General features: G+C 57.6%; 21 protein-coding genes and 1 pseudogene. 11 read left to right on the top strand and 11 right to left on the bottom strand.

Annotation, left to right across the window (positions count from 1 at the left end; genetic code table 11):
• Window positions 1-125: 125 nt before the first annotated feature.
• The 4 genes from SJY32_RS06500 to rpe all read right to left on the bottom strand — a co-directional run bounded on the left by SJY32_RS06500 (window position 126) and on the right by rpe (window position 3191).
• Complete coding sequence (locus SJY32_RS06500; RefSeq protein ID WP_376873068.1) at window positions 126-1022, bottom strand: helix-turn-helix transcriptional regulator; 897 nt, start codon at window positions 1020-1022, stop codon at window positions 126-128.
• Window positions 1023-1231: 209 nt separating this feature from the next.
• A complete protein-coding gene (locus SJY32_RS06495) occupies window positions 1232-1669 on the bottom strand; it encodes a TIGR01244 family sulfur transferase (RefSeq protein WP_376873066.1) in 438 nt (145 codons plus the stop codon).
• Window positions 1670-1773: 104 nt separating this feature from the next.
• The gene (gene gph, locus SJY32_RS06490) at window positions 1774-2475 is read right to left on the bottom strand and encodes a phosphoglycolate phosphatase (protein WP_376873063.1); all 702 of its coding nucleotides are present in this window, start codon (window positions 2473-2475) and stop codon (window positions 1774-1776) included.
• Window positions 2476-2486: 11 nt separating this feature from the next.
• Complete coding sequence (rpe, locus tag SJY32_RS06485; RefSeq protein ID WP_376873060.1) at window positions 2487-3191, bottom strand: ribulose-phosphate 3-epimerase; 705 nt, start codon at window positions 3189-3191, stop codon at window positions 2487-2489.
• 249 nt (window positions 3192-3440) lie between these two features.
• On the opposite strand from rpe, the gene SJY32_RS06480 reads away from it, so the two are divergent.
• Window positions 3441-4409 carry a quinone oxidoreductase family protein gene (locus SJY32_RS06480; RefSeq protein WP_376873057.1) on the top strand — a complete coding sequence of 323 codons (969 nt, stop codon included), beginning with the start codon at window positions 3441-3443 and terminating at the stop codon, window positions 4407-4409.
• Window positions 4410-4595: 186 nt separating this feature from the next.
• Here SJY32_RS06480 and SJY32_RS06475 read toward each other — a convergent pair whose 3' ends face one another.
• Both SJY32_RS06475 and SJY32_RS06470 read right to left on the bottom strand, forming a co-directional pair.
• A complete protein-coding gene (locus SJY32_RS06475) occupies window positions 4596-6236 on the bottom strand; it encodes an alpha-D-glucose phosphate-specific phosphoglucomutase (protein WP_376873055.1) in 1641 nt (546 codons plus the stop codon).
• A 123-nt stretch (window positions 6237-6359) separates the two neighbouring features.
• On the bottom strand, window positions 6360-7394 hold the full coding sequence (locus SJY32_RS06470; protein ID WP_376873053.1) for an ATP-binding protein: 1035 nt from the start codon (window positions 7392-7394) through the stop codon (window positions 6360-6362).
• A gap of 277 nt (window positions 7395-7671) precedes the next feature.
• Here SJY32_RS06470 and SJY32_RS06465 point away from each other — a divergent pair, with 277 nt between their 5' ends.
• The gene (locus tag SJY32_RS06465; RefSeq protein WP_376873051.1) at window positions 7672-8091 is read left to right on the top strand and encodes a hypothetical protein; all 420 of its coding nucleotides are present in this window, start codon (window positions 7672-7674) and stop codon (window positions 8089-8091) included.
• A 19-nt stretch (window positions 8092-8110) separates the two neighbouring features.
• Here the strand turns inward: SJY32_RS06465 and SJY32_RS06460 are convergent, their stop codons facing one another.
• The 4 genes from SJY32_RS06460 to SJY32_RS06445 are packed head-to-tail and all read right to left on the bottom strand — an operon-like array spanning window position 8111 to window position 10183.
• Entirely contained in the window at window positions 8111-8629 is a 519-nt protein-coding gene (locus SJY32_RS06460) for a gamma carbonic anhydrase family protein (RefSeq protein ID WP_376873048.1), read from the bottom strand.
• Window positions 8626-9261, bottom strand: coding sequence for a guanylate kinase (gmk, locus tag SJY32_RS06455; RefSeq protein ID WP_376877618.1), 636 nt, complete (start codon window positions 9259-9261; stop codon window positions 8626-8628). Before gmk ends, SJY32_RS06460 begins: the two co-directional genes overlap by 4 nt.
• 24 nt (window positions 9262-9285) lie before the next feature.
• The gene (locus tag SJY32_RS06450) at window positions 9286-9729 is read right to left on the bottom strand and encodes an endoribonuclease YicC domain-containing protein (RefSeq protein WP_376873046.1); all 444 of its coding nucleotides are present in this window, start codon (window positions 9727-9729) and stop codon (window positions 9286-9288) included.
• Complete coding sequence (locus SJY32_RS06445; protein ID WP_376873044.1) at window positions 9716-10183, bottom strand: YicC/YloC family endoribonuclease; 468 nt, start codon at window positions 10181-10183, stop codon at window positions 9716-9718. Before SJY32_RS06445 ends, SJY32_RS06450 begins: the two co-directional genes overlap by 14 nt.
• Before the next feature lie 232 nt (window positions 10184-10415).
• On the opposite strand from SJY32_RS06445, the gene SJY32_RS06440 reads away from it, so the two are divergent.
• Complete coding sequence (locus tag SJY32_RS06440) at window positions 10416-11189, top strand: PAS domain-containing protein (protein ID WP_376873041.1); 774 nt, start codon at window positions 10416-10418, stop codon at window positions 11187-11189.
• 88 nt (window positions 11190-11277) lie between these two features.
• On the opposite strand, the gene SJY32_RS06435 is transcribed toward SJY32_RS06440, so the two are convergent.
• The gene (locus SJY32_RS06435) at window positions 11278-12639 is read right to left on the bottom strand and encodes a class II 3-deoxy-7-phosphoheptulonate synthase (RefSeq protein WP_376873039.1); all 1362 of its coding nucleotides are present in this window, start codon (window positions 12637-12639) and stop codon (window positions 11278-11280) included.
• A 228-nt stretch (window positions 12640-12867) separates the two neighbouring features.
• Between SJY32_RS06435 and SJY32_RS06430 the strand changes: the two are divergent.
• The 8 genes and pseudogenes from SJY32_RS06430 to guaA all read left to right on the top strand — a co-directional run.
• Window positions 12868-13875, top strand: a pseudogene (locus SJY32_RS06430) (GlxA family transcriptional regulator); the annotation flags it as partial.
• A 340-nt stretch (window positions 13876-14215) separates the two neighbouring features.
• The gene (locus SJY32_RS06425) at window positions 14216-15397 is read left to right on the top strand and encodes an ABC transporter substrate-binding protein (RefSeq protein WP_376873036.1); all 1182 of its coding nucleotides are present in this window, start codon (window positions 14216-14218) and stop codon (window positions 15395-15397) included.
• Between the two features lie 126 nt (window positions 15398-15523).
• A complete protein-coding gene (locus tag SJY32_RS06420; RefSeq protein ID WP_376873033.1) occupies window positions 15524-16306 on the top strand; it encodes an ABC transporter ATP-binding protein in 783 nt (260 codons plus the stop codon).
• Window positions 16307-16358: 52 nt separating this feature from the next.
• The gene (locus tag SJY32_RS06415; protein ID WP_376873031.1) at window positions 16359-17063 is read left to right on the top strand and encodes an ABC transporter ATP-binding protein; all 705 of its coding nucleotides are present in this window, start codon (window positions 16359-16361) and stop codon (window positions 17061-17063) included.
• 2 nt (window positions 17064-17065) lie between these two features.
• On the top strand, window positions 17066-18076 hold the full coding sequence (locus SJY32_RS06410; RefSeq protein ID WP_376873028.1) for a branched-chain amino acid ABC transporter permease: 1011 nt from the start codon (window positions 17066-17068) through the stop codon (window positions 18074-18076).
• Window positions 18073-19392 carry a branched-chain amino acid ABC transporter permease gene (locus SJY32_RS06405; RefSeq protein ID WP_376873026.1) on the top strand — a complete coding sequence of 440 codons (1320 nt, stop codon included), beginning with the start codon at window positions 18073-18075 and terminating at the stop codon, window positions 19390-19392. The genes SJY32_RS06410 and SJY32_RS06405 overlap by 4 nt, the downstream gene beginning before the upstream one ends.
• A 55-nt stretch (window positions 19393-19447) precedes the next feature.
• Entirely contained in the window at window positions 19448-19807 is a 360-nt protein-coding gene (locus tag SJY32_RS06400) for a DUF1304 domain-containing protein (RefSeq protein ID WP_376873024.1), read from the top strand.
• 95 nt (window positions 19808-19902) lie between these two features.
• Entirely contained in the window at window positions 19903-21468 is a 1566-nt protein-coding gene (gene guaA / locus SJY32_RS06395; protein ID WP_376873022.1) for a glutamine-hydrolyzing GMP synthase, read from the top strand.
• Window positions 21469-21483 lie beyond the last annotated feature (15 nt).

The following is a 21483-nucleotide window of genomic DNA, read 5'->3' as shown; positions in this document are numbered from 1 at the left end:
TCGGTCATTATATAACTCTTAGGCGATGCCACAAGCACGATTATACTCATGGACGCACGTCTAAGTTGTCTAATATGCATGTAAAATTCGCGTTTAAGTCTCGTTTAACGTGAGATTCGTCGCTTTTATTGCTGCGCGTCCGAGGGATCATTGGATGCATCCTTCCGCACGGCGCTCGCGTTCGGCGTCATCTCTCGCGCGCCGTGCTGGGGATCCGACGCGGTCCTGACGCAGTGGGGGTGAGTGGGCAGGTGAATGTCGTCTGGCAGAGTAGGGTGCGGCAAGACATAGATCTGTTTCTGGATTGACGCCTTCAACACTGCCTGCGCGGTGGTTTCAACATCCAGGGCTTCACGCGCCAACCGAAGGTGCTTTTCAACAGTGGTGGGCGTGAGCCCCATAATCGTCGCGATGGTAGCGGTTGTCTTGCCATCGCCGACCCATTCGAGCACTTCGCGTTGACGCTTCGTCAAAACTTGCCGAACGCTCGGATGGGGCATTTGGTTCACCCGCATATGGAAAACGGATGCGAGGATGAAGACCTCTTGCGCGATGTCGTTCCACATCTCATCCAGCGCAGGCTGGCTGATTGGCAACTCGGCGCAAAGGTTCATCATACTGAAGGATCGGGCGGAATTTTCCGGAAACGCGAGCGAGACCCCCGAGCGTAAACCATACGACTGGTTCAAGGCATGAAGCGACATCTGAACCTCGGAGAGGCTATTGGTGCGGGCTTGCGCATCGAACCAACTCCACATGCAGCTTCGGCTATGGGTCTGCGCGCCGCGGATGATGGGCTCGTGCTCAAACAGGCGTTGGCCGATATAGTTGTCGATATAGGCCGTGGGCAGATTGCTTAGCACCAGCATATCATCAATCTGGCCGAGGTTTTTTTCCGTGCGAAATCGTGTGGACCAGTAGGTCACACAACTAAACCCGTATGACCGCATCCAAGCGACGTGACGGTTCCAAAGTGAGTCAACTGTTGTCGCCTGAAAGAGATCGTCCAGATGATTTAGCATATCGCGTCCGTGATCAGATCGTTTCACCGGAGCTAAGCCTTGGTCCTCTAATCACCAACACTTATCCCAGTTTGAAAGCTTGCATGATCGAATAGATTTGTCGAGAAAGTGAAAATATGTCATTTAAATGCGTGATAAAGGCGATTTTTGAAAGCAAAATGCGGCACAAATTGCGCCGCATTTTCGTCTTTCGGGAATTGGATGCCGCGTTATTTCGCGCTGCGCTGCGCGCCGTGGCTTTCCAATAGTCCGGCCATTGCGCGATTGTCGTAACCCGCCTCAGCCGCAAGCGAGAGGATCTCTTGTGTGGGCCGATGGCCCGCTTGGCTCATCGCCCACAAATGGGATGAGCGCGTGCCGGAGCGGCAATAGGCAAACACCGGGCCGTCAATGGTCGCGAGGGCAGTTTCAAACTCCGCAACCAGTTCAGGCGTCATCGCGCCCGGATAGTATGGGAGATAATGAAACGCGAGCCCTGCCTCCGCCGCATGTTGCGACATCATTTGCGAGTTGAGATCCCCGCCGACCTCGTCATCAGGACGGTTACAGATCACGGCGCGATAGCCTGCGTTTGCAAGTGCCTGTAGGTCCTCCGTCTCGATCTGAGGGGCAACCGCGAAATCGGGTGTGATCTGCCGCAGGTCCATATGATTTTCTCCATTTTCTAGCGCCGGATCTGCATGCAGATCAGCTTTGGGTCTATATTTACGTGCATCCCGCGCGTGTTCAAGCGTGGCTTGCGCGCTTTGCATCAAGGGGCCGTGATGGGAGGAGTTTTGGTATCGATAAAGGCCGTGAGTTCGGTGAAATCATCGAAAATCAACGCGCAGCCAAAGCGCGATGCGATCTCGGCGCAGCTCGATTTCCGGTACCCGTGCGCGTAAAGCGCGAATGAAACCCCCGCAGCCTGCGCAGTTTGCGCGTCGACTTCGCTATCCCCGACATAAAGCGCGTTTGCAGGATCGCATGAAAGCGTCGCCAGCACAGCGCGCAAAGGGGCCGGGTCGGGTTTTTTGGTGGTCAAACTGTCGCCACCAATCACCGGCTTAAAGAAATCAGAGATCCCGAGATGTGCGAGGATTGACTGCGTCGGCTGCACAGGTTTGTTCGTGCAAATCGCCAAAGGATGGCCGTTGTCCATCAGGTGTTGCAATGCTCCGCGCACATTGGGGTAGAGATGCGTGAGATCGACCGCCTGATCATACGCGCGCAGAAAATCGTTCAGAAACGAGGCCTTCATGTCCGCATCGAGCGCATTCGGGAGCGTCCCGATAACGCGCTCGATCAGATGCGGAGCCCCGTGCCCGATGAAGCTGCGCACCTGCGCGAAGCTCAAACCACCGTAGCCATAGGCTTGGAGCGTCCGGTTTACGGTGGCGTGAATATCGGGCGCGCTGTCGATCAAGGTGCCGTCAAGATCGAAGATTATAGGGCAGGGCGCGGAGATCGTCATCGCCTTTGCTCTTACGCGCAGGCGGCTTCGGCTGCGGCACGGATCGCGCGGATATTCTCGCCGTAAGGCGCGGGGTTGCTGACGGAACCGCCTTTGAACACCGCCGATCCGGCAACCAGAACATCCGCACCGGCTGCCGCAACAAGCGGTGCGGTCTCGACCGTGACGCCACCGTCGATCTCGATATGGACGGGACGATCACCGATCATCGCGCGCAAATCACGAACTTTCTCGACCTGCGAGTGAATGAACTTCTGGCCGCCAAAGCCTGGGTTAACTGTCATGATGCAAACAAGATCAACCATGTCGAGCAAATGCTTCACATCGTCGAGCCCCGTTCCGGGATTGATCGCAAGACCGGCCTTCGCGCCTGCGCCACGGATGGCTTGCAATGTGCGGTGAATATGCGGGCCAGCCTCAAGATGTGCCGTAATCACATCGGCACCGGCCGTCGCAAACGCGTCAATATAGGGATCGACGGGGGCAATCATCAAATGCACATCCATCACCCCTTTGATATGCGGGCGAATTGCGGCACAGGTCGCCGGTCCGAAGGTGATATTGGGAACGAAATGGCCATCCATCACGTCGACATGTACCCAGTCACAGCCCTGCGCCTCAATCGCCTGACATTCCGCGCCGAAATTCGCGAAATCGGCGGACAGGATCGACGGAGCGATTTTGATTGAACGGTTGAACGCTTGAGTGAAGGCCATGTGCGGTTCCTTTGCCAAATGTCCGCGGCGCAGCGAACTGGTGGGGTCAATCTCTATTGGCCAATCTGCCAGCCAATGGCAAGCGTCGTGATGCCGCTATGACCGCCTGACGGAATTGACGCAGGCGCAGACGAGTGCAAAGGTGTCGCGGGGAGATGCCATCGCACCGTGCATGGCCGTTCTTTTGTATTCATTTTAGACATATTTCGCAACGTGTTACGCGCGAAAGTTAACCAACTGGGAGGCTCAATGCCATATAAGATCGTTGTGAAAGAAGCAGGCGGCACAGACCAGCTCGCACGGGTAGAAATTGATTGCCCCGAACCCGCCGCAGGCGAGATTCTGATCCGGCAGACGGCTGTGGGGCTGAATTTCATCGATATCTACCAACGCACCGGTCTTTACCCTGTGCCACCAAATTTCGTGGCCGGCGGCGAAGCGGCTGGCGTGATTGAGGCGGTTGGGCCGGATGTCACGCTAAAAGTCGGTACGCGGGTTGCGTATGTGATCGCGGGCGGAGGCGCGTATAGCAGCCATCGCGTCGTGCCCGAGGCGTCCGTTGTCGTTCTGCCGGACGGGATTTCAGATGAGATTGGCGCTGCGGTCATGCTGAAAGGATTGACTGTCAACTACCTGATTACGCATAGCTATCCCGTTTCACGGGGTGACACGGTATTGGTTCACGCGGCGGCTGGCGGCGTTGGACTGATCGCGGGTCAGTGGCTAAAAGCGATGGGCGTCACGGCGATCGGTACGGCTGGCGGCGCAACGAAATGTGCGCTCGCTCGGGCTCATGGCTATGCGCATGTCATCGATTATCGGAGCGAGGATTTCGTTGCACGTGTCATGGAGATCACGGGCGGCGAAGGCGTTCCTGCGGTATACGATTCCGTTGGTGCGGATACGGTGATGCGTTCGCTCGACGTGTTGCAGCGGTTCGGAACACTTGTGTCCTTCGGGCAAAGCTCCGGGCCGAGCAAAGAGTTCACGATCAACGACCTGACGCGAGGGTCCTTGCGGCTTACGCGACCAACGTTGTTCCATCACACCGCAAAGCCAGGTTGGATGGCGCAGGCGGCTTCCTCTTTGTTTGATCTCATCGAGAGCGGCGCGATCAAGATCACGATCTCTGGGCGCTATGCATTGTCAGAGGTAGGTCAGGCGCAAGATGCATTGGAGGCACGTCAGACGACAGGTTCGACGATCCTCATTCCGTAAGTCTTTTTGCGTTCAATTCCATAGGGATACGCGTGGAAGCTCATGTTTCCTCGCGTATTTCTATCTAGTATAGTTACATAATACTGATTATAGGAGTTAAACTGATCTTATTTTCAAGACGCTCTCTCCTTAGCGCAGACCCCGCTCGTAACGTCGTTTTCAAAGGACGCTACGAGCGGTCTTCTTTTAGGTGATCACGTCAGGCGCAACGCGCCCCGTCCGTTTGGTGATCTCGGCAAGCATCTCGGCCGCGTCGATCATGGGCTTGAGTGCCAGCTGCGGATCGAGCGATAGATCGCCCTCTGGTCCAACGTAACGCTCAAGATAAAGTCGCAACGTCGCGCCCTCGGTCCCCGTACCCGACAAGCGTAGAACGATCCGCGACCCGCCTTCAAACAGGATACGCAGGCCCTGCGATTGCGATTTCGAGCCATCAACCGGATCCAGATAGGCAAAATCATCCGCATCCGCGACCACAAGATCACCGATCTGTTGTCCCTTCAACTCTGCGAGTTTGGCGCGCAGATCGCCCATCAGGCTATTGGCTTGATCAATGGGCAGTGCCTCGAAATCATGGCGCGAGTAGTAGTTCCGCCCATAGGTTTTCCAATGATCTTCAAGCAATTGCGAGACGCTCTTACCAGTTGACACGAGGATGTTGAGCCACATCAAAACCGCCCAGAGACCGTCCTTTTCACGGACGTGATCTGACCCGGTTCCGAAACTTTCTTCGCCGCAAAGCGTGACATGTCCCGCGTCGAGGAGATTTCCGAAGAATTTCCATCCCGTTGGCGTCTCGTAGCACGTCAAGCCCTTGGCTTGCGCAACGCGGTCCACCGCGGCTGACGTCGGCATCGAACGCGCAACACCCTTCAACCCTTGCGCATAGCCCTTCGCGAGATGCGCATTCGCGGCGAGCACGGCAAGGCTGTCGGAGGGCGACACGTAGCATCCCGCGCCCAACACCATGTTACGATCCCCGTCTCCGTCCGAAGCTGCGCCGAAATCAGGCGCATCTGCGCCCATCATTTCTGCCATCAACTCATGCGCCCATGTCGGGTTCGGATCAGGATGCATGCCGCCGAAATCGGGCAATGGATCACCGTGGACGACCGTACCCGACGCCGCGCCGAGACGATTTTCAAAGATTTCGCGCGCATAGGGCCCTGTGATCGCGCACATACTATCCATACGCATCTTGAAACCTGATTTAAATGCGCCCTTCAAGACGTTGAAATCGAAGAGAGTTTCCATCAGATCTGCATATGCGTGGACAGGATCGACGACTTCGACAGTCATCCCCCCCATTTGAACTTCTCCGCAGGTTTGCAGATCGGCATCTGCGCAATCGAGCACGAAATACTGGGTGATGTCTTTCGTGCGCGCGAAAATTGCATCGGTCACGCTTTCAGGCGCGGGTCCACCATTGGCCATGTTATACTTCACGCCGAAATCTTCTTCCGGTCCGCCCGGGTTATGGCTGGCCGAGAGGATCAGCCCTCCGTCAGCGCCGCGCAACCGGATCAAATGCGAGGCCGCCGGTGTCGAGAGCCAAGCGCCCTGCCCGACGATCACCCGTTCGGCCCCGTTTGCGGCCGCCATCTTCAAGATGATCTGCGCGGCCTCCACACCGAACCAACGCCCATCACCGCCCAGAACCAGCGTCTTTCCCTCAACGCCGCCAAGTGCGTCGAACGTCGCTTGGATGAAGTTTTCGAGATAGGGCGCGTTCGCGAAGACTTTGGCTTTTTTGCGCAGGCCCGATGTGCCGGGCTTCTGGCCTTCAATGGGCTGGGTTGGGGTGGCGGATATCGTGTGGCGGGTCATAGACCTCTCCCGAAAAATCAATAGGTTGGCACTAGAGTAACGCTTAAGTTGCGCAAGTCTAGCGGCTTTCCATAGCCGCATCTTAGACAGGCAGGCAACCGCCCGTGGGATGCATCGTTCGGATCAGGATTCGGGCAACAGCACCGCGAAACAAGACCCTACCCCTTGTTCGGAGGTTATTTTGAGCCGCCCGCGATGGCGTGAGATGATATGTTTTACGATGGCAAGGCCCAAGCCCGTGCCGCCTTGCTCGCGTGAGCGGTGCGTGTCGACGCGGTAGAAGCGCTCTGTCAGGCGCGCGATATGCTGCGGCGCAATACCCTCGCCGAAATCGCGCACCTCAACCGCAATAGCGGGCCCGCGCAGAACCGGCTCATGCGCGATCCGGTGCAGCTTAATCTCGACACGCCCTCCGCTTCCGCCGTATTTCATCGCGTTTTCAATGAGGTTGGTCAGAACTTGCGTGATTTGATCGGCATCGGCGGGCACTTTCAACGGGCCTGTTTCTCCGATGCGGTCGAACGTTACATTGGCCGTTTGCGCGTGCGGACGAAGCGACTGCATCACGGATTGGACAACAAGCGAAAGATCGACGGGGTGCTCGGGGCGACGACGTTCTTCGGCCTCCACGCGGCTGAGCGACAGAAGATCACCCACCAATCTGTTCATTCTGAGCGCTTCGCGCTCCATAATCGACAAGAACCGCTCGCGAGCGGCCGGATCATCCCGCGCAGCCCCGCGCAGCGTTTCGATAAAACCCATCAAGGCGGTCAGCGGCGTACGCAGCTCGTGGCTCACATTGGCGACGAAATCGCGGCGCATGGCTTCCGCGTCTTCAATGCCGGAGAGATCTTCGAACACCATCATCACGTAAGCTGAACCCGTCAACGGTGTGACGCGAACGAGCATCGGGGTGTCGATCCGCGCGGCGGATGTCGAAACGATCCGCAATTCGCGCGCGCCCTCGCCCGAAAGCGCCCCTGACAGCGCCTCAATCAATCCCGGGTTGCGCAGCACAGTCACAAAGCTGCGCCCGGCCACGGCGCCGAAATGACTATCCGCCGCGGCGTTTGTTTGCGCAATCCGCTCGTTCTTGTCGATAAGCAGTGTCGGGCTAGGAATCCCTGCCAAAACTGCGTCGGTTGAAATCATATCCATGGCGCCTCCCGCGGCACGATTGCCGCTTCTTTAATATGGAATCAAGGTGATGAACGTGACGAGAGCGTGACAATGCGGATTTCACTGAAAATTCTGGTTAAATTGACGCGTGGCGGCATAAACGGACGGGGTTCAGGCATTTTATAAATTATTTATTTACGTATTTGCGCGAACAATCACGGGTTGAAACTTGTCGCTGGGGTAGGAGGTTGTTAGAATTAACCACCGAGCGACGAAGTCGTTTGTCCCGCGTCGTCGGGTAGATTCAGGATGAATTATGGCAATTATGCCCTTTGGGAGTGCAGTTCACTCGTCAATTGCCGCGCAATTTGCGCGCGAATCTTACGCGATCCGTCGCGTACTTCTGATTGACCCTACCCACGACATTCCCGCTGCCCTGCGCAGCTTGATCGGCGCCAATGTCGTAACCTGTACCGGCGAGAGCGTGTCGCGGAAGTTTTTGGAACAGGTCGCGCCTGACGTTGTCATGGTGCCCTTGATTGGATCAGGGCATGATGTTTTTGACCTGACCAATCGTCTTATCAATTATGGGTATTCTGGGCGCATCCGAGCTTTTTCGCGTCCGGTTCCCAACGCGCAATTGATTTGTAAAGAGGTTGAAAACCGGTTTCCGCGTCTGGATTTCCGGCTGATCGAAGTGCCTTGTCCCAACCGGAAATCCGATCTCTCGCGGTAGCCTGCCGCGTCCCGTGCGATCACAAAGGGACGAGTGTCTGTGCGAAGCGTCGCGCATTGGCACGGTAGCCTGCCGCCGACGCTTTTAGTTTCTCACGTGCGGCCTCGTCCAATTGCCGAACGACTTTGGCAGGGCTTCCCATAACAAGGCTGCAATCGGGAATATCCTTGTTTTCCGTGACCAGAGCCCCTGCCCCGATCAAACAACCCCGCCCTATTTTAGCCCCGTTCAGAATGATCGCGCCCATTCCAATCAAAGACCCATCACCGATAATACACCCGTGCAACATCGCTTTATGCCCCACCGTGCAATCCGCGCCAATGATCAGGGGCGAGCCCATATCGGTGTGCAACACGCAGTTTTCTTGCACGTTTGATCCCCGTCCAATCCGGATTTCCTCATTGTCGCCGCGCAATGTGCACCCGAACCAGACCGAAGCCTCATCTTCCAAAACAACTTTGCCGATGAGATTGGCATCGGGAGCGACCCAAGCGTTTGGCGCGATCTGCGGTGAAATGCCGTCGAGCGAATAGATCATCGGGTTTCAAACTCCGTGTTCAGGGCGCGAACAAATTCGTTCAGGCCAGGTTGGCGATCCGCCCGCGCGCGCTCGGCTTGCAAGATGGTCTTCACCTCCTCCTCGGCCGCGTCGACGTCTCGGTTTACGATGACATAATCATATTCCGCCCAATGACTTATCTCGTCCCTCGATTTTGCCATCCGGCCGGCGATCACCTCCTCGCTATCTTGCGCACGGCCGCGCAGGCGCGTCTCAAGCTCGGCGATCGAGGGCGGAAGGATGAAGATCGAAACGACATCCTTCCCCAAACTGGAACGACGGATTTGTTGACCACCCTGCCAATCAATATCAAATAACGTGTCGCGCCCAGCCTGCATTGCCGCCTCCACAGGCGCCTTTGGCGTGCCGTAGAAATTTCCGAAGACTTGTGCGTGTTCAAGCATCTCTCCGGCCGCGACCATGGTTTCAAACTCGGGTTTTGGTTTGAAGAAATAATCGCGGCCATCAACTTCGCCCTCCCGCGGGCTGCGGGTTGTCGCGGACACGGAGAAGGACAGCGTTGGATCCCACGCCATCAATCGCTTGGCCAGCGTGGATTTCCCCGCGCCCGACGGCGAAGACAGGATAATCAGGAGGCCCCGGCGCTGCATCGAGTCAAATTGGCTTAGCATGATTTACTCCACGTTCTGGATTTGCTCGCGCATCTGGTCGATCACATGCTTGAGGTCAAGCCCGATCGCCGTCAATCCAGTTGACGCGGATTTGGCGCATAGAGTGTTTGCCTCCCGCAGGAACTCTTGCGTCAGAAATTCGAATTTGCGCCCGATCGGCCCGTGATCCGCGAGCAAAGCCCGCGCCGCTGCGAGATGGGCGCGTAGCCGGTCGATTTCCTCTGTCGCATCCGATTTCATCGCCAGGATCGCGAGTTCTTGTGCAATCCGTTGCGGGTCAAGACCGTCCGCGCCCCCGATCAAACGTTGGGTCGCGGTGACAAACGCCCTATGGCGCCCGGGGATATCGCGCTCAGCCTGAATGACCGCCGCCTCGATGAGGGCCTCGATCTTCAAGAGCTGATTGGTAAGCGCCTCGGCGAGCTGCGCGCCCTCAAAGCGTCGCATCTTGGTAAATTCTGTGAGCAAATCCGGCAGTGATTCGAGCACTTGCGCGCGCAGTTTCTCGGTTGAACTGCTCTCGGAGGGAGAAGAGTTCGAGCACTCCGCGAACGTTAAGCAAATCGAAACTTGTTAACGGCGCGAGGGATAAACCCGCTGTGGATGCCGTTTTTTGGACATTCAAAAGCGCGTCAATCGCCGCCTGCAACCCCTGCTGCGATACGCGCAAACCTGCCGTTTCGTCACTCTTTTTGACCCTTAAGGAAATCGCGATATTTCCACGGGCCACGGCATCCGAAATCGCTTTGCGAACAAGGGGTTCTAGCCCTTCAATCCACTCCGGAAACCGCGCCCTTATGTCGAGGGTTTTGCCGTTCACCGAACGGATATCCCACGCCCATTCATAGCCCGACGCGGCGCCTTGCGACGACGCAAAGCCCGTCATGGAATTAACGCGCATTTTCCCGATCTCCTTAACCATTTAAGAGTTTAGTACGCATAAATTCGTTCAAAACGCGTATATTAATTTCAAGGTAAGATTTTGAGTGCATTGGTTAACACACGCCACCTAACGCCACCACCTTCCAGCGCCCTGACAGGGTGCGGGAATAAGTGTTTTTGGCAGGGTCGGCCCCAAAGCGCGCTACATTCTAGATAACGGTCGCCTGAGGGAGACTGGGAAATGGACGCAGATGGAACATGATGAAACGAATTCGGGCACTGTAATTTCGGTCGCTGACTTTGGACGCGGGCTCGCTTCGCGCGTTTGCAATGACATGCGCAGCTATTGGGATGGGTTGCGCAAGGGCCGCGCGGTTCCGATGCGATCCGATGTCGATCCGCGCGGAATCGGCGGGAATTTGGAATATGCGTTCATTGTTGAGCGTGTGGCGCCCGGGATGGTTCGGATGCGGATCGCGGGCCTGCATTTGAACGATTTGATGGGGATGGAAGTGCGCGGAATGCCGATGAGTGCGCTCTTTGCGCCGTCAAGCCGTAAGCCCTTGGCCGAGGCGCTCGAGGCCTGCTTTGCGGGGCCCAATGCGATTGAGATGGATCTCGTTGCGGAGACCAGCATCGGCAAACCAACATTGACGGCGAAACTGGTGTTACTGCCGCTGACATCGGACCTTGGCGATATGAACCGCGCTCTTGGATGCCTTGTGAGTGAGGGCGAGATCGGGCGCAAGCCACGCCGTTTCGATATTGCGTCGCACATGATGACTCCGGTCGATGCCGGAAAACCGATGGAGCAAAGTCTACCGACGCCGATCATGCCACAATTTGCGGAAGGATCGCCGTCGCCTGCCGAGCGTGGCCTTGCTAAAGCGCGTTTGCAAAAGGCGCAAACGTCGTTGCCCCAAGTGACCGCTTCGCAGCCGCCCGCGTCCCCCGCGCCCGAGATCAGCGAGCGGATCGCGCGTATGACGCCGGAAGAACGGCGCGCCATGATGCGGATCGTGTGAGAGGTTTAAACTAAAAAAGGCGCCCCAATCTTGGGCGCCTTTTCAATTACTTAAACGTCAAAGCTCACCCTTTGGGTGAAGAACAATCTCACGCGATTGCGCGACGTTCCTTGCGCAGTGCGGTGAGCTCTTCGGCAACGAGGAAGGCCAGCTCCAGCGATTGCGACGCGTTCAAACGCGGATCGCAAGCGGTATGGTAACGATCGGAGAGATCCTCGTCCGTGACCGCACGCACACCACCCGTGCATTCGGTAACGTCTTTACCGGTCATTTCGAAATGCACGCCGCCCGGAATGGTGTTTTGCTCGCGGTGCACGGCAAAGAACTCGCGCACCTCTTGCAACACCGCGTCGAACGGCCGTGTTTTATAGCCAGACGCCGATTTGATCGTGTTGCCATGCATCGCATCGCAGGACCAGACCACATTCGCGCCCTCGGTTTTCACCGTCTCGACGAGGCGTGGAAGATGATCACCGACCTTGCCCGCCCCAAACCGCGCGATCAGCGTCAAACGACCCGCTTCATTCTCGGGGTTGAGCTTTGCCATCAGGACTTTGAGGTCCTCCGCTGTTGTCGTCGGGCCGCATTTCAAACCGATCGGGTTTTGCACGCCCGAACAGAATTCAACATGCGCGCCGTCCGGCTGGCGGGTGCGATCCCCGATCCAAAGCATGTGCCCCGATCCCGCAACCGGCAGACCGGACGTCGAGTCGACACGGCACAGCGCCTCCTCATACTCCAGCAGGAGAGATTCATGCGAGGTGTAGAAATCAACCTGCGCAAGCTCATGCGCGGTGGCAGATGTCACACCAGCAGCAGACATGAAATCGAGTGAATCTTCAATGCGTTGCGCGATGTCTTTATAGCGCGCCGCCGCAGGTTCTTCCGCGAAGCCCGAGATCCAGGATTGCACACGGTGAATATCGGCATAGCCACCGGTCGAAAACGCGCGCAGTAGGTTCAGAGATGCCGCGGCTTGCGTGTAGGCTTGCAACATGCGCGCGGGTTCCGGCAGGCGCGCTTCCATCGTGGCGTCGAACCCGTTGATGATATCGCCGCGGTAGCTCGGGTATTCCACGCCGCCGATGACTTCGGTCGGTGCCGACCGCGGTTTGGCGAATTGCCCTGCCATCCGGCCAACCTTGATGACAGGAACTTTCGCGCCCCACGTCAAAACGATCGCCATCTGCAACATGACTTTGAATGTATCGCGGATATTGTCGGCAGAGAATTCTGCAAAGCTTTCCGCGCAATCACCGCCTTGCAACAAGAACGCGCGCCCCGCGCCCGCCTCGGCAAGCTGGGCTTTCAGGCGACGTGCTTCACCCGCAAAAACGAGCGGCGGCATCTTGCCCAATTGCGCTTCGACCGCGTTCAGGGCCGCTTGATCCGGATAATCGGGCATCTGTACCCGCGGTTTTGCGCGCCAGTCAGCTTTTGTCCATGCCATGATCTACTCCCGAACTACCTTAGAAAAACGTGTGGGATTACCTATAGACGCGCCAATTGGCGCTTACAAACCCTCTTTTTCGAATGCTTAAAAAGGCAGCGACTCTATCCCTAGCGTCAGCACATGTGTTTACCCCAATGGATAGGCCAGCCATGCGCGCCTCAATTTCTCTTGCGCCGCCGTAAATTCCTCGTTTATCTCGCCAAATCCGACATCAACAGGTCGCAAATGCCTCTCACGCCTCCCCCCAGCGCCACACGGCGTGCCACCAACATCCAGCCGTCCGATCCCAAGCCCTATCGGTTTGTGTTCCTTTTGCTGGATCGGTTTACGATGATGTCCTTCGCGGGCGCCGTTGAACCTTTACGCCTCGCCAACCGTGTATCGGGGCGGCAGCTGTATTCATGGGTTTTGGCGGGTGAAGGCGGCGTTGAGGCACGGTGCTCGAACGGGGCGCGGATCCGGCTTGATCTCGGTTTGGAGGAAATTTCGCGCGATGATACCGTCATGGTGTGTGGCGGGGTCGACGTGGCGGAGGCAACCAGCAAGCCGATTTTGAACTGGTTGCGGCGCGAAGCGCGACGCGGCGCGGGTGTCGCGGGGTTGTGCACGGGGTCTTGGGCGGTCGCGAAGGCGGGCCTTCTGGACGGCAAACGCGCGACGATCCATTGGGAAAATCAGGATAGTTTTTCCGAACAATTCGAGGATGTTAACCTCACAAAATCAGTGTTCGTTATCGACGGAAACCGGATGAGCACGGCGGGCGGCACAGCCTCAATTGATCTGATGCTCAAGTTGATCGCGCACCAACAGGGCGATCAGCTCGCCTCGAGCGTTGCAGATCAGCTGATTTATAACTCGATCCGGTCCGACAAAGACAGCCAACGCCTGTCCATTCCCACTAGGATCGGCGTGCGTCACCCGAAGCTTGCGCAGGTCATCGGACGGATGGAGGCCAATCTCGAGGAGCCGATCAGCCCGTCGGTGCTTGCGGAAGAGGTCGGCATGTCAACCCGTCAGCTCGAACGCTTGTTCCGGCGCTACCTGAACCGCAGCCCGAAGCGGTATTATATGGAAGTCAGGTTGCAAAAGGCGCGTAACCTTTTGATGCAAACGGAAATGTCGGTGATAAATGTTGCCTTGGCCTGCGGTTTTGCATCGCCCTCGCATTTCTCCAAATGCTACCGCGCGCATTACCAGACCACCCCCTACCGCGAGCGTGGAACGCATGGCGCGGGGGATGGCAATTACGAGGCCGGCTCCGATCTGATTGAGGATGCGGTAAACGAAAGTCCCGTCTCGGATGGTGCCTTCACCAATCTTACGGTGGAGGGCCCGCCGTTGGAGGAACCGCTTCCGCTCTTTGATCCCGAGCTGGACGACTTCGATGATGACTCGGATGCGGATGACTTTGACGATGGGGCGGGCAATTAACCATCAAGCGCCGCAGCCCCCTCGCGCGCCGCAATTTCGCAATATCCCCTGTTTCAGACGGCTTCCCTTTTTTCGAGGCAAGCTCTAGCGTGTGAGGCAGGACAAAGATCCAGACACTGGACTAAACCTTGGGAGACTACGTATGAAAAAGCTGCTTCTTGCCACGACCGCAATTATGCTTGCCGGGATGGCGAATGCCGAAGAAATCAAAATGGGGATTTCGCTCGGGTTTACCGGTCCGCTCGAATCGATGTCGCCTGCGATGGCATCGGGCGCGGAGCTTGCAATGAAGGAAGTCTCCGACTCGGGGATGTTGCTCGACGGTAGCACGGTTGTTCCGGTGCGCTCGGACTCCACCTGTGTTGACGCGGCTGCCGCGACCGCAGGCGTTGAGAAATTGATCACGTCCGACAAGGTCAAAGGCATCATGGGCGGCATGTGCTCGGGCGAGACGACCGCGTCCTTGCAAAACGTTGCGATGCCAAACGGCATGGTCATGATTTCGCCTTCCGCGACATCGCCAGCGCTGTCGGATCTGCCGGATGATGGACTGTTCTTCCGCACCTCGCCATCTGATGCGCGCCAAGGCGTCGTGATGACCGAAATCCTGATGGAGCACGACATTAAATCCGTCGCTCTGACCTATACAAACAACGACTACGGCAAAGGTCTGGCCGATAGCTTCGCCGCCGCCTTCGAAGCTGCGGGCGGATCGGTCACGATCAACGCGGCGCATGACGACGGCAAAGCGGACTACTCCGCCGAAGTTGGCGCTCTCGCGTCGGCTGGCGGTGATGCGCTGGTGATCGCGGGCTACGTTGACCAAGGCGGCGCAGGCGTTCTGCGCGGCGCGCTTGATTCGGGCGCATTTGAAACCTTCGTCTTCCCGGACGGGATGGTCGGCCAAGCGCTCGAAGACAACTTCGCCGCAGAGCTCGAAGGGTCGTTCGGCCAAATGCCGTCTTCCGAGGGCGAAGGCAAAGACAAATTCGTGGCATTGGCAACCGAAGCCGGTTTCGATGGCACGTCCGTTTACGCCTCCGAGGCTTATGACGCGGCCGCTTTGATGTTGCTCGCGATGCAAGCCGCAGGCTCGTCGGATCCTCAGGTATACAAAGGCAAAATCATGGATATCGCCAACGCACCGGGCGAGCCGATCTTGCCAGGCGAGTTGGGCAAAGCCCTCGAATTGATCAAAGCAGGCACCGATATCGATTATCAGGGCGCGTCCTCGGTTGAGTTCATCGGGAACGGCGAAAGCTCGGGTACGTTCCGTGAAATCGAGATCAAGGACGGCAAGATCGAGACTGTTCAATACCGCTAATTTGCGGCACATCGTGTTTTGCAGCCCGGAGCAATCCGGGCTGTCTTTATTCCGGAGACTAAAGCCGTTAAACGGCGCGCTTCACACAATGTGAAGACTTCGGAGCCTTACAGGGGACAAAGGCGAATGATCAGGGTTGAGAACCTGCATAAAAAGTTCGGCGGTTTCAGCGCCGTCGACGGCGCCAGTATTGAAATTGGCACCGGCACCATAACCGGACTCGTCGGCCCGAATGGGGCCGGAAAATCCACGCTTTTCAACGTGATCGCCGGGGTTCATGAACCGACGTCAGGTCGCGTTTTGATGGATGGCGAGGATATCACCGGCCTTCCGCCACATGAGCTATTCCATAAGGGATTGCTGCGGACCTTCCAGATCGCACATGAGTTTTCCTCCATGACCGTGCGCGAGAATCTGATGATGGTTCCTGCGGGGCAAACTGGCGAAAGCTTGTGGAAGACTTGGGTGATGCGCGCGCGCATCGCGCAGGAGGAGGCAGCCCTTCTCAAAAAAGCGGATGAGGTCCTCGATTTCTTAACGATTTCGCATCTGCGCGACGAAAAGGCAGGCAATCTCTCGGGCGGGCAGAAGAAGCTTCTGGAGCTTGGCCGCACGATGATGGTGGATGCAAAGATCGTTTTCCTTGATGAGGTCGGCGCAGGCGTAAACCGCACGCTTTTGAACACGATCGGCGATGCGATTATCCGCCTTAACAAAGAGCGTGGCTATACGTTCTGCGTCATTGAGCACGATATGGATTTCATCGGCCGGCTCTGTGATCCGGTGATCGTGATGGCTGAGGGGAAAGTCCTCGCCAAGGGGCATCCCGATACGATCATGCAAAACGAGGCCGTGATCGAGGCCTATCTGGGCCGCGGGTTGAAAAATAAAGACAAGGTCGGTATGTGATGCGATTTTCGCTTTTGTATCATTGCCTTATGGGCAAAACCGGAGGTAACGCATGAGCTATCTTGATGCCTCCAATATGACAGGCGGCTATGGTGCTGCCGATATCCTGCATGGCTGCAATCTTGCCGTTGAGAAGGGCAAGATCGCGGTGATCGTGGGCCCGAATGGTGCGGGGAAATCGACGGCAATGAAGGCCGTTTTCGGAATGCTCAAATTGCGCGGCGGGTATGTAAAGCTTGATGGTGAGGATATCACCGCGCTTTCGCCCGAGGACCGCGTGAAAAAAGGGATGGGCTTCGTTCCGCAGACCGACAATGTTTTCCCGACGATGACCGTGCAGGAAAACCTTGAAATGGGTGCGTTCATCCGCAAGGACGATTTCCGCGCGACGATGGAACAGGTTTATGACTTGTTTCCGATCCTCAAAGACAAGCGCGACCAGAACGCGGGCGAGCTTTCGGGCGGTCAGCGCCAGCAGGTCGCGGTGGGGCGTGCGTTGATGACGCAGCCGAAACTTCTGATGCTTGACGAGCCGACCGCAGGCGTCTCGCCAATCGTAATGGATGAGCTTTTTGACCGGATTATCGAAGTGGCCCGCACGGGCATCTCGATCTTGATGGTCGAGCAAAACGCCCGTCAAGCGCTTGAAATTGCAGACACCGGCTATGTTTTAGTGCAGGGCGCGAATAAATACACCGACACTGGCGCGGCCTTGATGGCCGATCCCGATGTCCGCCGCACGTTCTTGGGGGGCTGATGATGGACCTGCTCAACGCGCTCGTCGCGCTTTTGAATTATGTCGTGATCCCCGCCTCCGCCTACGGCGCGCAGCTGGCGCTCGGCGCGCTCGGGGTTACTTTGGTGTATGGCATCCTGCGCTTCTCCAACTTTGCGCATGGCGATACGATGGCCTTTGGCACGGCGATGACAATCCTGGTGACATGGGGTTTCCAAGCCATGGGGATCAGCTTTGGCATCCTGCCAACCGCTCTGCTCGCCCTGCCCGTCTCGATCGCGCTGACGGCGGTTTTGGTCTTGGCCACTGACCGCGCCGTGTACCGCTTCTACCGCAAACAAAAGGCCGCGCCTGTCGTTTTGGTCATGGTTTCGGTCGGCGTTATGTTTGTTATGAACGCCCTCACACGGTTCGTCATCGGCGTGGATGATATCAACTTTGCCGATGGCCAGAGGTTCTTGATTTCTGTGCGTGATTTCAAGGCGATGACCGGTCTCGAAGAAGGGCTCGCCCTGCGCACGACCCAAGTCATCACATTGGTGACGTCGGCGCTGGTGGTCTGGGCCTTGTTCCACTTCCTCAACAAAACCCGCACCGGAAAATCGATGCGCGCCTTCTCCGACAACGAGGATCTCGCGCTATTGTCTGGCATTGACCCCGAGCGCGTCGTGCGGATCACCTGGATCATCGCGGCCGCCTTGGCAACCATCGCCGGCACGCTGTACGGGTTGGATAAGTCGTTCAAGGCGTTCAACTATTTCGAACTTCTTCTGCCGATGTTTGCGGCCGCGATCGTTGGTGGTCTGGGCAATCCACTCGGCGCTATCGCGGGCGGGTTTATCGTATCTTTCTCGGAGGTTGCGGTGACCTATGCGTGGAAAAAGGTCGTGACCTATGTCCTTCCCGCCAGCCTCGCGCCTGATGGTCTTCTCCAACTCATCTCGACCGAATATAAATTCGGTGTGAGCTTCGCGATCCTCGTGATCGTTCTTTTGTTCAAGCCAACAGGCCTCTTCAAAGGGAAATCGGTATGAGTGCGACACGTCAACCGACAGCGGGTAAGAACCGCGCGCCGCTGTATTTTGCGCTGATGCTCGGATTGTTCGCTTTGGAGGCGGCGACGGGCGGCTGGAATACGGCGCTCGGCCTCCTCAACATGGGGCTGATCTCGGCGATTATGGCGCTGGGGGTGAATATCCAATGGGGCTATGCGGGCCTCTTTAACACGGGCATCTTGGGCTTCGTGGCGCTCGGCGGGCTTGCACCTGTGCTCGTCTCGATGCCCCCTGTTCCGGGCGCTTTCGCGGCGGGCGGCTGGCGCTTGCTGGGCGCGTTTGCGCTTGCGGGTCTGGTCATCGCGCTTGCGGTGCAAATCAAACGCCGGATGCGCGGCCGTCCGATGGCGCTGGCGCTGGTCGCTTGGTTGATCGCAGGCTTCTTCGCCTACCGGGCCGTTCTTGATCCCGCGGTCGCGATGATCGAGGCGATCAACCCGTCGGGCGCGGGCTATCTGGGCGGGCTTGGCCTTCCTGTGCTTTTGTCTTGGCCGGTTGGCATGGTTTTTGCGGCCGTCGCGGCATGGGCGGTTGGCAAGATTTCTCTCGGCCTGCGGTCGGATTATCTCGCGATTGCCACATTGGGGATCGCACAGATCATCGTCTTCGTTTTGCGAAACGAGGAATGGCTCGCGCGCGGCGTGAAAAACGTGAACGGCATTCCGCGACCTGTGCCCTACGAGGTCGATCTGCAAGCCGATCCCTCCTTTATCGAGCGCGCGGCCAGCTTCGGGCTCGACCCGATCACCGGATCGACCATCTTTGTGAAGCTTTGCTATGCGGCGCTGTTTATTGTGGCGACCTTGCTCGTGATCTGGCTGTCGGAGATGGCGCTGAAATCGCCTTGGGGCCGAATGATGCGCGCGATCCGCGACAACGAGACAGCGGCCCGCGCGATGGGGAAAGACGTCACCCGCCGCCATTTGCAGGTGTTCGTGCTTGGCTCTGCGGTGTGCGGCCTTGCGGGGGCGATGCTGATCACGCTCGATGGGCAGGTCACGCCGACCTCTTATTTCCCGCTGCGTTTCACCTTCCTGATCTGGGTCATGGTCATCGTCGGCGGCTCGGGCAACAATTGGGGCTCGGTGCTGGGCGGTATGCTGATCTGGTATCTCTGGATCAAGGTTGAGCCGTGGGGCAATGGCGCGATGCAATTGCTGACATCCGGCTTGTCGGATGGCGCGGTGAAGGCGCATCTCATCGACTCGGCGGCGCATATGCGGATGCTGGTGATGGGATTGGTGCTCCTCTTGGTGCTGCGGTTTGCCCCGCGCGGGCTTTTGCCTGAGAAATAAACAGATAAAAGGCCCCTTCGGGGGCCTTTTTCATACCCCTTCATTGCGAGTGCCCATGCCCCTTTTTGCCCAAGTTCTCATCGTGCTGATCGCCGTTTTGCACGCCTATATCTGCTGGTTGGAGATGTTCGCATGGGAGCGCCGTGGAAAGGCGATTTTCCCCGCTTTGCAGCCCGATCTGTTCGCTAAAACGAAGGTGATGGCCGCAAACCAAGGGCTCTATAACGCGTTTCTCGCTGCGGGTTTGATCTGGTCGCTCTTGATCCAAGATCCGGATTGGGCGCGACATGTGGCGTGGTTCTTCTTGGGCTGCGTTGCTATCGCGGGGCTTTACGGGGGCGTCAGCGTCAGCCGAAAGATCATCGCCGTGCAAACCGTACCGGCCTGCCTTGCCTTCGGTGCGACCCTGCTTTGAAAGCGCTCACGCTTGGCGGCAACCTCGGGCGACAAATCCATCTCCGCGCGCGACTTTCCCTTGCGCAACACGGCAACCTCAAATAATTCGAACCCATGACCCAGCATCAACGCCTACTCATCATCGATTTCGGTTCCCAAGTGACGCAGCTGATTGCGCGGCGCCTGCGCGAGCTGAATGTTTTTTGCGAAATTCGCCCCTATCAGACGGTCACCGAGGCCACCATCCGCGAGATGGCGCCCAAAGCCGTGATTTTGTCAGGTGGCCCTGATAGCGTGACGCGCGAGGGCTCCCCCCGCGCGCCGCAAGCCCTGTTCGGCATGGGCCTCCCGATCTTCGGGATCTGCTATGGCCAACAGGTCATGATGGAACAGCTCGGCGGGAAAGTCGAAGCGGGCCACCATGCCGAATATGGCCGCGCCTATGTTGCGCCCGCTGCGGCCCATAAATCCGATGGGATCTTCGCTGGCCTGTTCGGCACCGCCGACGGACGCGAGCAAGTGTGGATGAGCCACGGCGACCGCGTGACAGAACTGGCCCCCGGCTTTGAAGTCATCGGCACATCCCCGAACGCGCCCTTCGCGATCACGGCGGATGAGGCGCGCGGCTTCTACGCTGTGCAATTCCATCCCGAAGTGCATCACACGCCCAACGGCGCCCAGATGCTGGCGAACTTCATAAAGATGGCTGGCTTCACCGGCGATTGGACGATGGGCGCCTACCGCGCGGAAGCGATTGCAAAAATCCGCGAGCAAGTTGGCACGGATCACGTGATCTGCGGCCTGTCCGGCGGCGTCGACAGCTCGGTCACTGCGATCTTGCTGCATGAGGCGATCGGGGACCAACTCACCTGTGTCTTCGTCGACCATGGCCTCTTGCGTCTCAATGAGGCGGAAGAAGTCAAAAAGATGTTCAGCGAGAATTACAATATCAAGCTGATCGCGGCGGACGAATCCGATCTGTTCATCGGCGCGCTCGAAGGCGTTTCCGATCCGGAAGTGAAGCGTAAAACCATCGGTAAGCTCTTTATCGATGTGTTCCAGAAATACGCCAACGAGATCAAGGATGCGAAATTCCTCGCGCAAGGCACGCTCTATCCTGATGTGATTGAATCGGTTTCCTTCTCGGGCGGCCCTTCTGTCACGATCAAATCGCACCATAACGTGGGCGGTTTGCCGGAAAAAATGGGCTTGAAGCTCGTTGAACCGCTGCGAGCATTGTTCAAGGACGAAGTGCGCGCCTTGGGCCGTGAGCTAGGCCTGCCACAAAGCTTCATCGGGCGGCATCCGTTCCCGGGCCCAGGCCTCGCGATCCGCTGCCCGGGTGAGATTACCCGCGAGAAGCTGGAAATCCTGCGCAAGGCAGATGCGGTCTATATCGATCAGATCCGCAAACACGGCCTCTATGACGAAATCTGGCAAGCATTCGTCGCGATCCTTCCTGTCAAAACGGTTGGCGTGATGGGGGATGGTCGCACCTATGACTACGCCTGTGCGCTGCGCGCAGTCACCAGCGTCGATGGCATGACCGCCGATTATTACCCGTTCACCCATGAATTTTTGGGCGAAACGGCGACGCGGATCATCAACGAGGTCAAGGGCATCAACCGGTGCACCTATGATATCACGTCAAAGCCCCCCGGCACGATCGAGTGGGAATAAGCAGCCTCTCACGGG

Source organism: Albirhodobacter sp. R86504, from assembly GCF_042466415.1.
Classification (GTDB): domain Bacteria; phylum Pseudomonadota; class Alphaproteobacteria; order Rhodobacterales; family Rhodobacteraceae; genus Albirhodobacter.
The sequence above is the reverse complement of the archived record's forward strand: the minus strand, read 5'-3'. Positions and strand labels throughout refer to the sequence as shown.

Excerpts from the sequence above, each read along its gene's own strand:
- SJY32_RS06500 (WP_376873068.1), bottom strand. The coding sequence starts at position 1,022 with ATGCTAAATCATCTGGACGATCTCTTTCAGGCGACAACAGTTGACTCA.
- SJY32_RS06495 (WP_376873066.1), bottom strand. The coding sequence starts at position 1,669 with ATGGACCTGCGGCAGATCACACCCGATTTCGCGGTTGCCCCTCAGATC.
- gph (WP_376873063.1), bottom strand. The coding sequence starts at position 2,475 with ATGACGATCTCCGCGCCCTGCCCTATAATCTTCGATCTTGACGGCACC.
- rpe (WP_376873060.1), bottom strand. The coding sequence starts at position 3,191 with ATGGCCTTCACTCAAGCGTTCAACCGTTCAATCAAAATCGCTCCGTCG.
- SJY32_RS06480 (WP_376873057.1), top strand. The coding sequence starts at position 3,441 with ATGCCATATAAGATCGTTGTGAAAGAAGCAGGCGGCACAGACCAGCTC.
- SJY32_RS06475 (WP_376873055.1), bottom strand. The coding sequence starts at position 6,236 with ATGACCCGCCACACGATATCCGCCACCCCAACCCAGCCCATTGAAGGC.
- SJY32_RS06470 (WP_376873053.1), bottom strand. The coding sequence starts at position 7,394 with ATGGATATGATTTCAACCGACGCAGTTTTGGCAGGGATTCCTAGCCCG.
- SJY32_RS06465 (WP_376873051.1), top strand. The coding sequence starts at position 7,672 with ATGGCAATTATGCCCTTTGGGAGTGCAGTTCACTCGTCAATTGCCGCG.
- SJY32_RS06460 (WP_376873048.1), bottom strand. The coding sequence starts at position 8,629 with ATGATCTATTCGCTCGACGGCATTTCACCGCAGATCGCGCCAAACGCT.
- gmk (WP_376877618.1), bottom strand. The coding sequence starts at position 9,261 with ATGCAGCGCCGGGGCCTCCTGATTATCCTGTCTTCGCCGTCGGGCGCG.
- SJY32_RS06450 (WP_376873046.1), bottom strand. The coding sequence starts at position 9,729 with ATGCGACGCTTTGAGGGCGCGCAGCTCGCCGAGGCGCTTACCAATCAG.
- SJY32_RS06445 (WP_376873044.1), bottom strand. The coding sequence starts at position 10,183 with ATGCGCGTTAATTCCATGACGGGCTTTGCGTCGTCGCAAGGCGCCGCG.
- SJY32_RS06440 (WP_376873041.1), top strand. The coding sequence starts at position 10,416 with ATGGAACATGATGAAACGAATTCGGGCACTGTAATTTCGGTCGCTGAC.
- SJY32_RS06435 (WP_376873039.1), bottom strand. The coding sequence starts at position 12,639 with ATGGCATGGACAAAAGCTGACTGGCGCGCAAAACCGCGGGTACAGATG.
- SJY32_RS06425 (WP_376873036.1), top strand. The coding sequence starts at position 14,216 with ATGAAAAAGCTGCTTCTTGCCACGACCGCAATTATGCTTGCCGGGATG.
- SJY32_RS06420 (WP_376873033.1), top strand. The coding sequence starts at position 15,524 with ATGATCAGGGTTGAGAACCTGCATAAAAAGTTCGGCGGTTTCAGCGCC.
- SJY32_RS06415 (WP_376873031.1), top strand. The coding sequence starts at position 16,359 with ATGAGCTATCTTGATGCCTCCAATATGACAGGCGGCTATGGTGCTGCC.
- SJY32_RS06410 (WP_376873028.1), top strand. The coding sequence starts at position 17,066 with ATGGACCTGCTCAACGCGCTCGTCGCGCTTTTGAATTATGTCGTGATC.
- SJY32_RS06405 (WP_376873026.1), top strand. The coding sequence starts at position 18,073 with ATGAGTGCGACACGTCAACCGACAGCGGGTAAGAACCGCGCGCCGCTG.
- SJY32_RS06400 (WP_376873024.1), top strand. The coding sequence starts at position 19,448 with ATGCCCCTTTTTGCCCAAGTTCTCATCGTGCTGATCGCCGTTTTGCAC.
- guaA (WP_376873022.1), top strand. The coding sequence starts at position 19,903 with ATGACCCAGCATCAACGCCTACTCATCATCGATTTCGGTTCCCAAGTG.